The sequence below is a fragment of the Streptomyces sp. 2114.4 genome, assembly GCF_900187385.1.
GTDB classification, from domain to species: Bacteria; Actinomycetota; Actinomycetes; order Streptomycetales; family Streptomycetaceae; genus Streptomyces; species Streptomyces mooreae.
The window spans coordinates 5753774-5766335 of the sequence record NZ_FYEY01000001.1 but is presented as its reverse complement, the minus strand read 5'-3'; the positions used below and the strand labels follow the sequence as shown (position 1 = coordinate 5766335).

The window sequence follows — 12562 nt, the reverse complement described above, 5'->3', positions numbered from 1 at the left end:
CGGATGCGGGGCGATTACCAGCAGCTCGTGGACGAGATCTCGGCGGCGCTCGGCGCCCCGGCGACGCTGGAGGACCGGGATTTCGGACTGATTGCGTTCGGCGCGCACGAGGGCGACGACGACGAGGTCATGGACCCCGTGCGGACCCGCTCGATCCTGCAGCGCCGCTCGTCGGCGGCGGTACGGGCCTGGTTCGAGGCGTTCGGGATCGCCCGCGCCCGGACGGCGCTGCGCATCCCCCCGGACCCGGCGGCCGGGGTCTTCAAGGGCCGCATCTGTCTGCCCGTACGCCATCGGGGCGTCGTGCACGGCTACGTCTGGCTGCTGGACGACGGGCATCTGACCGATCTCGAACTGGGCAGCCGTGGCGCACCGCCCGACCCGCGGATCGCCCAGGCGATGGAGACCGCCGCCCGGATCGGTGCGCTGCTGGCCGACGAGGCTCGCGCCGGTTCCGAACTCGGCGATCTGCTGCGGGAGTTGCTGGCCGCACCGCCTTCCGGCCGGCCGGCCGCGGCGGCCGCGCTGAGCGATGCGCTGCGGGACAGCCTGCGCTCCACCTCGGGCATCCCGCTCACCCTGGTCGCGGTGCTGCCCTGGGACACCTCGGACACCGATGTGGCGCCGCTGCCCAGCCTGCCGGGCCTGCTGGCGGCGTGTGCGCTGCCCGCGGGCGGGCCGGTCCTCCCGGCCGCCCGGTCGGACGAGGCGGATGCCGCCGCGCCACCCGGCAGCGGGCCCGCCGGCCGCGCCGGGACGGGGGCCCGTCCGCAGCCCGCGGCCGCCGCACCCGCCCTGGCCGCGCTGGTACGCCTGCGCTCGGCCGGTGCGCTCGCCCCCGCCCATGCGGTGGCCGAGCATCTGCTGCGCTCCCCGCGCGCCGGCGCCGTACCGGCCGAGGGGCGGGCGGCCCGCGGCGGCGCGCGCAGCGGCGGCCCCGCCGGGCACCCCCCGCTCCGGCCGGGCGCCGCCGGAATCGGCGCCGGGACACAGGAGTTGACCGACCTCCCGGCCACCTGGCGAGAAGCGCTGGACGCGGCCCGCGCGGCCCGCGCCGAGCCCCGGCTGGGCCCGGTCACCCAGTGGGACGCCCTCGGCCCGTACCGCATGCTGACCGCGCTGCCGGACTCCGCCCCCGACCCGGCCATCGGCCCGCTGCTGGCCCCCGCGCACGCCGAACTCGCGCGCACCGCCGAGGTGTTCCTCGACTGCGCGGGCCAGGCGAGCCGCACCGCCCAGGCCCTGGGCATCCACCGTCAGACGCTCTACTACCGCCTGGGCCGGGTGGAGAAACTGACCGGCCTCGACCTGGACGACGGCGAGCACCGGCTGCTGCTGCACATGGGGCTGAAGGCGGCGCGGCTGTGAGGCGTACGGGCCGGCCGGACGACGGCAACGGCCCCCGCCGGGCGCGTCACTTCCGCCTCAGCACCTCGCCCGCGGTGACCCGGCGCAGGGCCCTCGCCAGGTCCTGGCCGGAGGGCATGGCGTCCGGTGTGAGCAGTGACTGGACCATCAGGCCGGTGAGCAGGGCCTGGTAGAAGGAGCCGACGATACGTGCCGCCTCCGGGTCGACCTCGGTGTCCGGCACCCCCTCGAAGACCGCGACAAGCCCCTCGCCCCCTTCCGGAAGCACCTCGCCGACCGCCTCGCGCAGCGCCGCGTCGCGCGGCAGCAGCCCCAGCACCTCGACCTGCGCGGCGATGAACTCCCGTTCCGTGGCGATCCGTTGCAGGACCGCGTCCCAGACCACGGCAAACCGCTCCAGCGGATCCGCGTCCCCCTTCTCCGTCCCGTCGCCGGCGGCCGGCGCCCGGGTCACACCGGCAGCCCACTCCTCGGTGGAGGCGATGATCGCCTGGCGCATCAGGGCGTCCTTGGAACCGTAGTGGTATCCGATGGAGGCGAGGTTGGCGCCGGAGGCGGCCACGATGTCGCGGGCGGTGGTGCGCGCGTACCCCTTCTCCAGGAGGCAGCGTTTGGCGCCCTCCAGAAGGTCTTCACGGTGTCCCATGGAGCCAGCCTATCGCCGGACATACGCTCGTACCAGACGTCCGTATAAGACACGCGTATACCTTCCCGCTGGGGAGGTGCCACGGACGGCGCTCTCCCGGCCGCCGGCCGCTTCCGACGCCCTGCGGCTAGCCGCCCGGTGTGTCGTCGGGGTGCGGGGTTCCGGAGCCGGGATCCGGTGCACGCCCTGAGCCGGGATCCGCCGTCCCCCCGGGGCCCGACGGGTCGCCGGGGCGCGCCGTACCCGGCCGGGCCATCCCGTAGTGGCGGTAGAGCTCGTCCTCTTCCGAGGGGTCGAGATGGCCGTCGGCGTCGATCCGCGGCGCGGCCTTGATGGTCTCCTTGGCGTGCGGAACGTGCAGATCGTCGCCGCTCCGACGGACCCCGGCGAGCGGGATGAAGGTCTCCTTCATCCCGAACAGCCCGGTGCGCACCGTGATCCACTCGGGGTCGTTGGTGGCGTCGTCCCGGTAGACCTGCTGGACCTTGCCCACCTTGGCGCCGTCCGCATCGACGACATGCAGCCCGGTCAGGCTCCCGGGGGCGCCGTCCAGGGGTGCCTCCATGGCGTTCCCTCCTTCCGCACGCACCGGCGGGGGCACGCACACTTTCCATTGCGCGACGCCGCCCCCGCGGACGCAACCGGGCCCGGACTCCGCCGAAGCGGGGTCCGGGCCCGTTGGCCTGCGAAAACCTGCGAATCAGTCGCCGAGGTTCACCGCGCGCACGGAGGTCGCGCCGATCTCCTCGGCGATCTCGGTGAGCACGTTCGGGGGAATCGTGTCGTCGACGGTCAGCGCGACCAGCGCCTCGCCGCCGACATCGGCCCGGGAGACCTGCATCCCGCCGATGTTGATGCCCGCCTCGCCCAGGATCCGGCCGACGGTGCCGACGACACCGGGGCGGTCGCTGTAGCGCATGAAGGCCATGTGGTCCGCGAGCGACAGGTCGATGGAGTGCTCGCCGACCGCGACGATCTTCTGGGTGTTCTTGTGGCCCGACAGCGTGCCGGAGATCGACACCTCGTCGCCGCCCGCCAGGGTGCCGCGCACGGTCACCACATTGCGGTGCTCGGGCGACTCGCTGCTGGTCGTCAGCCGCACCTCCACCCCGCGCTCCTGCGCGAACAGCGGGGCGTTGACGTAGGACACCGTCTCGTCCACGACGTCCTCGAACACGCCCTTGAGCGCGGAGAGTTCGAGCACCTTGACGTCGTGCTGGGTGATCTCGCCGTACACCTCGACATCGAGGCGCATGGCGACCTCGCCGGCCAGGGCGGTGAAGATCCGGCCCAGCCGCTCGGCCAGCGGCAGGCCCGGCTTGACGTCCTCGGCGATCACGCCGCCCTGGACGTTGACCGCGTCCGGCACCAGCTCGCCGGCCAGCGCGAGCCGCACCGACTTGGCGACCGAGATACCGGCCTTCTCCTGCGCCTCACCCGTCGAGGCACCGAGGTGCGGGGTGGCGACGACCTGGTCGAACTCGAAGAGCGGCGAGTCGGTGCACGGCTCGGTCGCGTAGACGTCGAGGCCCGCGCCGGCCACCCGGCCCTCCTTCAGCGCGGTGGCCAGCGCCACCTCGTCGACGATCCCGCCACGGGCGGCGTTGACGATCCGGACGGACGGCTTGACCTTGTGCAGCGCCTCGTCGCCGATCAGGCCGACGGTCTCGGGCGTCTTGGGGAGGTGGACGGTGATGAAGTCCGCGACCTCCAGCAGCTCGTCCAGGCTCAGCAGCTTGACGCCCATCTGCGCGGCACGGGCCGGCTGGACGTAGGGGTCGTAGGCGACGACCTTCATGCCGAACGCCGACATCCGCTGCGCGACCAGGACGCCGATCCGGCCGAGGCCGACCACGCCGAGGGTCTTCTCGCTGAGCTCGACACCGGTGTACTTGCTGCGCTTCCACTCGCCGTTCTTCAGGGCGGTGTTGGCCTGCGGGATGTTGCGAGCCGTGGCCACCAGCAGACCGCAGGCGAGCTCGGCGGCGGTGACGATGTTGGAGGTCGGGGCGTTGACGACCATCACGCCGGCCTTGGTGGCGGCGGAGACGTCGACGTTGTCCAGGCCCACGCCCGCGCGGGCGACGACCCTGAGCTTCCCGGCGGCGGCGATGGCCTCGGCGTCGATCTTCGTCGCGCTGCGCACGAGGACGGCGTCGACGTCGGCGATGGCGGGCAGCAGCTCGGCGCGGTCCGCGCCGTTGCAGTGCCGGATCTCGAAGTCCGGACCGAGGGCGTCGACGGTGGCGGGCGACAGCTCTTCAGCGATCAGTACGACTGGTTTCGGGCTCACGTGCTCTTCAGTCCTCACTAGTCCTGGGGGTACCTCCCACGCCCTCAAGGCTGTGGGGGGAGGGCGGCCGTCCCGACGGCCGAAGGCGGTGAAGGGGGAAAGCCGCGTGGAAGACGCACGACGCTGTGAGCCTGACGCGCTTGTGATGGGCAAGTGTAGTGGCGATGGGGGGCGCGTCCTGTGCCGGTGCGTAAGGATCACCCGTGCGTGGTTCGACGCGGTGGACAAGGCGCTCCGGCAGCCGGCCGGGCGCACGGACGAGGGGGCCGCGAGCAGTTTCGCGACCCCCTGTCCATTCGGCTTACGCCTCGTCGTCCACCCAGCTCATCAGCTTGCGCAGCTGCTTGCCGGTGGTCTCCAGGAGGTGGTCCTCGTCGGCCTTCTTGTACTCGTTGTACTTCGGCAGACCGGCGTTGTACTCCGCCATCCAGTTGTTGGCGAAGGTGCCGTCCTGGATCTCGGCGAGCACCTTCTTCATCTCGGCCTTGGTGTTCTCGTTGATGATCCGCGGGCCGGTGATGTAGTCGCCCCACTCGGCGGTCTCGGAGACCGACCAGCGCATCTTCTCCAGGCCGCCCTCGTACATCAGGTCCACGATCAGCTTCAGCTCGTGGAGGCACTCGAAGTACGCGATCTCGGGCTGGTAGCCCGCCTCGACCAGGGTCTCGAAGCCGGCCTTGACCAGCGCCGAGGCGCCACCGCACAGGACGGCCTGCTCACCGAACAGGTCGGTCTCGGTCTCCTCGGTGAAGGTGGTCTTGATGACGCCGGCGCGGGTGCCGCCGATGCCCTTGGCGTAGGAGAGCGCGAGCGCGAAGGCGTTGCCGCTCGCGTCCTGCTCGACGCCCGCGATGCACGGGACGCCGCGGCCCTCCTCGTACTGGCGGCGGACCAGGTGGCCCGGGCCCTTGGGGGCGACGAGGGCGACGTCCACGCCGGCCGGGGGCTTGATGAAGCCGTAGCGGATGTTGAGGCCGTGGCCGAAGAACAGCGCGTCGCCGTCCTTGAGGTGGTCCTTGATGGACTCCTCGTAGACCTTGGCCTGGATCGGGTCCGGCACCAGGATCATGATGACGTCGGCCTCGGCGGCCGCCTCCGCGGGGGTCACCACGCGCAGGCCCTGCTCCTCGGCCTTGGCCTTGGACTTGGAGCCCTCGTGCAGACCGACGCGCACATCGACACCCGAGTCGCGCAGGGACAGCGCGTGGGCGTGGCCCTGGCTCCCGTAGCCGATGACCGCGACCTTGCGGTTCTGGATGATGGACAGGTCGGCATCGTCGTCGTAGAACAGCTCGGCCACTTCGGGTATCTCCTTGGATCTAGCGGGTGCCCACACAGTACGTCGGGCGGGGTGAGGAAAGGCGGTGGGTCTCGCCATACGGTCCGGTCGGACCGCAGGGTCAGGCCGAACGGTCCAGTGCGCGCAGCGAGCGGTCGGTGATGGACCGGGCACCGCGGCCTATGGCGATGGTCCCGGACTGCACCAGCTCCTTGATGCCGAACGGCTCCAGCATCTTGAGCATCGCCTCCAGCTTTTCACTGGATCCGGTGGCCTCGATGGTGACGGCCTCGGGCGAGACGTCCACGGTCTTGGCGCGGAAGAGCTGGACGATCTCGACGATCTGCGAGCGCGTCTCGTTGTCGGCGCGGACCTTCACCAGGACCAGTTCGCGCTGGATCGCGGCGCCCGGCTCCAGCTCGACGATCTTCAGGACGTTGACGAGCTTGTTGAGCTGCTTGGTGACCTGCTCCAGCGGCAGCGACTCGACGCTGACCACGATGGTGATGCGGGAGATGTCGGGGTGCTCGGTGACCCCGACCGCGAGCGAGTCGATGTTGAAACCGCGGCGGGAGAACAGCGCGGCGATCCTGGCGAGGATGCCGGGGGTGTTCTCCACCAGGACGGAGAGCGTGTGCTTGGACATGGTCTTCTCTCTTCTTCCGTGCGTCCGTAACGTCCTGGGCTCAGTCGTCTTCGTTGTCGCCGAAGTCGGGACGCACGCCCCGGGCGGCCATGACCTCGTCGTTGGAGGTGCCGGCGGCGACCATCGGCCACACCTGGGCGTCCTCGTGCACGATGAAGTCGATCACGACCGGGCGGTCGTTGATGGCATTGGCCTTGGCGATGACCGCGTCCAGCTCGGCCGGGTCCTCACAGCGCATCGCCACGCACCCCATCGCCTCGGCCAGCTTCACGAAGTCCGGGATCCGGGTGCCTGCACTCGGCTGCTTGCCGTCGGCCTCGGGGCCGGAGTGGAGCACGGTGTTGGAGTAGCGCTGGTTGTAGAAGAGGGTCTGCCACTGGCGGACCATGCCCAGCGCTCCGTTGTTGATGATCGCGACCTTGACCGGGATGTTGTTCAGCGCGCAGGTGACCAGCTCCTGGTTGGTCATCTGGAAGCAGCCGTCGCCGTCGATCGCCCAGACCGTACGGTCCGGCCGGCCGGCCTTGGCGCCCATCGCGGCGGGGACGGCGTAGCCCATCGTCCCGGCGCCGCCGGAGTTCAGCCACGTCGAGGGCTGTTCGTAGCCGATGAAGTGGGCGGCCCACATCTGGTGCTGGCCGACGCCCGCGGCGTAGATGGTGTCGGCGGGGGCGAGCTGCCCGATCCGCTCGATGACCTGCTGCGGGGAGAGGCTGCCGTCCTCGGGCAGGTCGTAGCCGAGCGGGTAGGTCTCCCGCCAGCGGTTGAGGTCCTTCCACCAGGCGGTGTAGTCACCCTTGTGGCCGGCGTCGTGCTCGGCCTGGACGGCGACGATCAGGTCGGCGATGACCTCGCGGGCGTCGCCGACGATCGGCACGTCCGCGGCACGGTTCTTGCCGATCTCCGCGGGGTCGATGTCCGCATGGACGACCTTGGCGTACGGCGCGAAGGAGTCCAGCTTGCCGGTGACGCGGTCGTCGAAGCGGGCGCCGAGGGTGATCAGCAGGTCCGACTTCTGCAGCGCGGTGACGGCGGTGACCGCCCCGTGCATCCCGGGCATGCCGACGTGCTGCGGGTGGCTGTCGGGGAAGGCACCCAGGGCCATCAGGGTGGTGGTGACGGGGGCGCCGGTCAGCTCGGCGAGCACCTTCAGCTCGGCGGTGGCGCCGGCCTTGATCACACCGCCGCCGACGTAGAGCACCGGGCGCTTGGACTCGGCGATCAGCCGTGCGGCCTCGCGGATCTGCTTGGCGTGCGGCTTGGTCACCGGGCGGTAGCCGGGCAGCTCGGTGTGCGGCGGCCAGACGAAGGTGGTCCGGGCCTGGAGGGCGTCCTTGGCGATGTCGACCAGGACCGGGCCCGGGCGGCCGGTGGCCGCGATGTGGAACGCCTCGGCGATCGTCCGGGGGATCTCGGCGGGGTCGGTGACCAGGAAGTTGTGCTTGGTGATCGGCATCGTGATGCCGCAGATGTCCGCCTCCTGGAAGGCGTCCGTGCCGATCGCCTTGGACGCGACCTGACCGGTGATCGCCACCATCGGGACGGAGTCCATATGGGCGTCGGCGATCGGGGTGACGAGGTTGGTGGCGCCGGGGCCCGAGGTCGCCATGCAGACGCCGACCTTGCCGGTGGCCTGGGCGTAGCCGGTGGCCGCGTGGCCGGCGCCCTGCTCGTGGCGCACCAGGACGTGCCGGACCTTCGAGGAGTCCATCATCGGGTCGTACGCAGGAAGGATCGCACCGCCGGGAATGCCGAACACGGTGTCGGCCCCGACCTCCTCGAGCGAACGGATCAGCGACTGCGCACCCGTGACGTGCTCGACGGCGGCGGGCTGCTGCGGTCCGCCGGAGTGACGGGCCCGCGGCTGCGGATGGTGGGCCCCGGAGGCCTGCTCGGTCATCTGCGTCTCTTCTCGAAGCTGAGGGTTTTGACGGATATGTGAGGTTGCTGTGCAACAAAAAACCCCTCGTGCCAGGTGGCAAGCGAGGGGAGCGCGTCGGTGTGCGAGTCGGGTTTCGTCAGTGACCCGGCTTCAGCCGACGCGCTTTCCAAGTACGAGAATTCGGGTGCGCATGGCACAGACCCTCCCCCCGCCGTGCACCGAGTGTCAAGTGGGTGGGACGGAGGTCTCACTATTTGAGCGCAATGGCGGATGCATGAGCGAATCCGGACCGGCCGGTCCGCCGTGCCGGACGGGCAGCCCGCTACCGGTGAGCACCACCGCCCGGCTCTGGCCCGGCAGGTCCGGCACCGGGTAGTGGGCGTGCGCCAGGGACCGCCGCAGCCGGTGCTCGTCGAGCGGCCCCGAGAAGGCCGTGCCCATGCCGTGCGTGCAGCCCATGGAGCGCAGCGCGAGGACCTGCTCGGGCAGATCGACGCCGTCGGCGACGGACTGCATGCCCAGGTCTCCGGCGATCCGCAGCAGCCCCGCGGTGATCTTGTGCAGCCGGGCGGACTCCACCACGCCGTCGACCAGACCGCGGTCCAGCCGCAGGACGTCGACCGGAAGCCGGCGCAGCGCGCTGATGGCGGCGTATCCGCTGCCGAAGCCGTCCAGGGCGATCCGTACGCCGAGGCGGCGCAGCGCGACCAGCCGGCGCTCCAGGTCGTCGAGCGGGATGCGGGAGTCGCTGTCGGACAGCTCCAGGACCAGCGCCCGCGAGGGCAGGCCGTGCCGGGTGAGCAGCGACTCGACGCCCTTGGGGGACAGTGCGTGGTCCAGCAGCCGGCGGGCGGAGAGCCGGACCGCGACCGGGACCGGGTAGCCCGCGCGGTGGCGCGCCGCGGCCTGCTCGACGGCCGCCTCCAGCTGCCACCGGTCCAGCTCCGCGGTGCGCTCGCCGTCGTCGGTGAACCGGCCGCGGTCGCCGACCCGCAGGAATTCGGCGGGGGTGAACAGGATGCCCTGGGCGGAGCGCCAGCGGGCGTGGGCCGCGACCGCGGTGACCCGGCCCCCGGCCAGCTCCACCACCGGCTGGTGCAGCAGCGTGAACGCCCCGTCGTGCAGGGCCGTACGCAGCTTGGTGGCGAGCTCGGCACGGTGTGCCACCTCGCTCTGCATCTGGGGTGCGTACAGCTCCACCCGGCCCTTGCCGGCCTGCTTGGCGCGGTACATCGCCAGGTCGGCGTTGCGCAGCAGGCCCGCGGGGCTCACTCCGGGGTCGGCGAAGGCGACGCCGATGCTGGCCGCCACCCGGACGTCCCGGCCGTCGATGCGGTAGGGCTCGGAGAGCTTGATACGCAGCCGGTCAGCGATCTCGTGGATCCGGAATTCGCGGGCGGCGCGGTCGCGGGTGCCGTCGCCGGTGATCAGCGCGGCGAACTCGTCGCCGCCCAGGCGCGCCGCTATGTCCCCGGAGCGCACCGAGTCACCGAGCCGGCGGGCGGCCTGCACCAGCAGTTCGTCGCCGGCCTGATGGCCGATGGTGTCGTTGACCTGCTTGAAGCCGTCGAGGTCGATGTAGAGCACGGCGGTGTCGTGGTCGCTGGCCCGGCGGCCGGTGACGGCCTGGGTCACGCGATCGGTGAACAGCGCGCGGTTGGGCAGGTCGGTGAGCGCGTCGTGGGAGGCGTTGTGCTGGAGCTGAGCCTGCAGCCGGACGCGTTCGGTGACATCGCGGGAGTTGAAGATCAGGCCGCCGTGGTGGCGGTTGACCGTGGATTCGACGTTCAGCCAGCCGTCGCCGCCGGAGCGCTGTTCGCCCGCGCGGAAGCGGCATTCGATACGGGTGGTGGGTTCGTCCTCGGGGCGGCGGCGAGGAATCTGCGGACCTCGTGGACCACCCGGCCCAGGTCTTCGGGGTGGATCAGCGAGGCCAGTTCGGAGCCGACCAGTTCCTCGGCGTCGCGGCCGTAGACCCCGGCGGCGGCCGGGCTGACGTAGCGCAGCACACCGGTCGGGGCGGCGATCATGATGACGTCGCTGGAGCCCTGCACCAGGGAGCGGAAGTGGTTCTCCTTCTGCGCCAGCTCCTGGGTGAGGGTGATGTTGTCGAGCAGCATGATGCCCTGGCGGACGACCAGCGCCAGCACGACCGTGCAGCCGGTGAAGAGCACCACGCGGTCGATGCGGCGCCCGTCGAGGACGTTGGTGAGGATGCCGAGCGTGCAGACGGCGGCGGCGAGATACGGGGTGAGCGCGGCGAGCGAGCCCGCAATGGGGCGGCTGCCGTGCGGCGGGACCCGGCGGGCGGGCTTGACGTCCTCCTCGGGGCACTCCTCGCCCGCACGGCGGGCGACCCAGGGTGCGTACGCGAGCAGCATCGAGCCGGCGAACCAGCCGGCGTCCAGGATCTGTCCGGAGCGGTAGTGCTCGCGCAGCAGCGGCGAGCTGAACAGGGCGTCGCACAGCACCGTCAGCGCCAGCGCCGCGACGGCGGTGTTGATGGCCGAGCGGTGCACCGAGGAGCGCCGGAAGTGCAGCGCGAGCACCATGCTCACCAGCACGATGTCCAGCAGCGGGTAGGCCAGCGACAGCGCGCTCTGCGCCACGCTGCGGCCCTGGAAGTGGGCGGTGTGGGCGAGCGCGAGGCTCCACGAGAGGGTGACCAGCGATCCCGCGATCAGCCAGGAGTCGAGGCCCAGGCAGACCCAGCCGGCCCTGGTCACCGGCCTCTTGGCGAGCACCAGCAGACCGACGATGGCGGGTGGCGCGAACAGCAGGAAGCAGAAATCGGCCAGGCAGGGGCTGGGGACCGTGGTGCCCTGGATGACCTCGTACCAGCCCCAGACGCCGTTGCCGAGACCGGCCATGCCGGACGAGGCGGCGAACAGCATCCATGCCGGGCGGAACCGGGTGCGGCGCTTGCGGGCGTACAGACCGCAGGAGAAGGCCGCCAGGAACGCCGCGAAGCTGAGGCCGAAGTCCCCCATGAACGCGGCGACTTCGGGCGATCCCCAGCCGAAGGCGGCACCGACGGCATAGCCGCCGCAGAGCACGGCGAGGACGATCTGCGGCGCCACACCCGGTGGGTTGCCGGCCGGTGCCGGTGGCCGCGAGAGCATCGCCCCGGGGGCGCTCACCGGACTCTTCCCCTCGTCCGCACCGGGCGCCGCGTCGTCCGTACCGGGCATCGCGAGCGGTGCGCCTGCGGACCTCGCAGTATCCCCGTGGGCGGTCGTGGATCGCGCTTTTCGCGAATCATCCATCGGCTGTACATCGCCCGTCGCCCCCCTCGAGTTCCGGATCTTTCGCATCGCGCCGCGTCCTTCCCGGCGTCGTCCCCGCTCGGGACGATACACCAGTTCCGTCACTCAGGGACATAGCGTCTCTACGGAGCGTGACTGTCAGCGAATGGCGAACACGCTTTGCAGTCGTACGGCCTCGTACTGCTACGCGCAAGCGGTCAGTCGGCGGTGGCGACCACGTTCCGCAGGGGCTCGCCGACCGCGAAAAGCGTCAACTGATCGCGCAGCAGCCGCTTCGCACGGGGCAGGAAGGCAGAGCTGGGGCCACCGACGTGTGGAGTGATGAGTACGCCCGGAGCGTGCCACAGCGGATGCCCGGGGGGCAGGGGTTCCGGATCGGTGACATCGAGTGCGGCGCGCAGCCGTCCGGATTCCAGTTCGGCGAGCAGCGCCCCGGTGTCGACGATCTGGCCGCGCGCGATGTTCACGAGCAGTGCGCCGTCCTTCATCCGCGCCAGGAAATCGGGTCCGACCAGGCCACGCGTCGTATCGGTGAGCGGAGTCGCCAGCACGACCACGTCCGCATCGGGCAGGAGGGCGGACAGTTCGGAGAGTGGATGCACGAGGCCGCGCACAGTGTCACGCGCGGTGCGCGCGACGCGCGTCACCCGCGCACATTCAAAGGGCGTGAGCCGGTCTTCGATGGCACTGCCGATCGAACCATAGCCCACAATGAGGACCGACTTGTCGGCGAGCGCCGGCCGGAAGCCGTGCCGCCACTCCCCCGCGTCCTGGCCCCGTACGAAGCCCGGGACGTCGCGCAGCGCGGCGAGGATCAGGGTGAGCGCCAGCTCGGCGGTGCTGGCGTCGTGCAGCCCCCGCGCGTTGCACAGTTGGGCTCCGGACGGCATCCGCGCCAGCCCCGGGAGCATGCTGTCGACACCGGCGGTGAGCGTCTGCACCACCCTCACACGGCTCATCCGGGACAGCGGGCGCAGGCTGGTCTCCGTGTCCTTCATGTAGGGGACGGCGTAGAAGGCGCAGCGGGCCGGGTCGGCCGGGTAGTCGGGGCCGGCGTCCCAGTGGACGTAGCTGAGACCGCCGGGGAGGCCGTCGATCTCGTCGGGCGGGATCGGGAGCCATACGTCATGCGCTTCGGTGCGCTGGTCTGCGGTTGCCATGGCCGCAGGCTATGCGAAGAGG

At 71.3% G+C, this 12562-nt stretch carries 8 protein-coding genes and 1 pseudogene; 1 reads left to right on the top strand and 8 read right to left on the bottom strand.

Annotated elements, in window-relative coordinates:
• The first annotated feature begins 3 nt into the window (after positions 1 to 3).
• Positions 4 to 1368, top strand: a complete 1365-nt coding sequence (locus tag CFW40_RS25475; RefSeq protein ID WP_088800218.1) for a helix-turn-helix domain-containing protein — start codon at positions 4 to 6, stop codon at positions 1366 to 1368.
• 46 nt (positions 1369 to 1414) lie between these two features.
• On the opposite strand, the gene CFW40_RS25470 is transcribed toward CFW40_RS25475, so the two are convergent.
• The 8 genes and pseudogenes from CFW40_RS25470 to CFW40_RS25435 form a co-directional block, all read right to left on the bottom strand.
• A complete protein-coding gene (locus CFW40_RS25470; RefSeq protein WP_088800217.1) occupies positions 1415 to 2014 on the bottom strand; it encodes a TetR/AcrR family transcriptional regulator in 600 nt (199 codons plus the stop codon).
• A 127-nt stretch (positions 2015 to 2141) separates the two neighbouring features.
• Positions 2142 to 2579 carry a PRC-barrel domain-containing protein gene (locus CFW40_RS25465; RefSeq protein ID WP_371127261.1) on the bottom strand — a complete coding sequence of 146 codons (438 nt, stop codon included), beginning with the start codon at positions 2577 to 2579 and terminating at the stop codon, positions 2142 to 2144.
• Positions 2580 to 2714: 135 nt separating this feature from the next.
• Positions 2715 to 4307, bottom strand: a complete 1593-nt coding sequence (gene serA / locus CFW40_RS25460) for a phosphoglycerate dehydrogenase (RefSeq protein ID WP_088800216.1) — start codon at positions 4305 to 4307, stop codon at positions 2715 to 2717.
• 301 nt (positions 4308 to 4608) lie between these two features.
• On the bottom strand, positions 4609 to 5607 hold the full coding sequence (ilvC, locus tag CFW40_RS25455) for a ketol-acid reductoisomerase (protein ID WP_088800215.1): 999 nt from the start codon (positions 5605 to 5607) through the stop codon (positions 4609 to 4611).
• 100 nt (positions 5608 to 5707) lie between these two features.
• Positions 5708 to 6232 (bottom strand): acetolactate synthase small subunit, encoded by a 525-nt coding sequence (gene ilvN / locus CFW40_RS25450; RefSeq protein WP_030816355.1) that lies wholly within the window; start codon positions 6230 to 6232, stop codon positions 5708 to 5710.
• Between the two features lie 40 nt (positions 6233 to 6272).
• Complete coding sequence (locus CFW40_RS25445) at positions 6273 to 8132, bottom strand: acetolactate synthase large subunit (RefSeq protein ID WP_088800214.1); 1860 nt, start codon at positions 8130 to 8132, stop codon at positions 6273 to 6275.
• A gap of 207 nt (positions 8133 to 8339) precedes the next feature.
• Positions 8340 to 11254: pseudogene (locus CFW40_RS25440) on the bottom strand (putative bifunctional diguanylate cyclase/phosphodiesterase).
• 323 nt (positions 11255 to 11577) lie between these two features.
• Positions 11578 to 12540, bottom strand: coding sequence for a 2-hydroxyacid dehydrogenase (locus tag CFW40_RS25435; RefSeq protein WP_088800213.1), 963 nt, complete (start codon positions 12538 to 12540; stop codon positions 11578 to 11580).
• Between the last annotated feature and the right edge of the window lie 22 nt (positions 12541 to 12562).

Excerpts from the sequence above, each read along its gene's own strand:
- CFW40_RS25475 (WP_088800218.1), top strand. The coding sequence starts at position 4 with ATGCGGGGCGATTACCAGCAGCTCGTGGACGAGATCTCGGCGGCGCTC.
- CFW40_RS25470 (WP_088800217.1), bottom strand. The coding sequence starts at position 2,014 with ATGGGACACCGTGAAGACCTTCTGGAGGGCGCCAAACGCTGCCTCCTG.
- CFW40_RS25465 (WP_371127261.1), bottom strand. The coding sequence starts at position 2,579 with ATGGAGGCACCCCTGGACGGCGCCCCCGGGAGCCTGACCGGGCTGCAT.
- ilvN (WP_030816355.1), bottom strand. The coding sequence starts at position 6,232 with ATGTCCAAGCACACGCTCTCCGTCCTGGTGGAGAACACCCCCGGCATC.
- CFW40_RS25445 (WP_088800214.1), bottom strand. The coding sequence starts at position 8,132 with ATGACCGAGCAGGCCTCCGGGGCCCACCATCCGCAGCCGCGGGCCCGT.
- CFW40_RS25435 (WP_088800213.1), bottom strand. The coding sequence starts at position 12,540 with ATGGCAACCGCAGACCAGCGCACCGAAGCGCATGACGTATGGCTCCCG.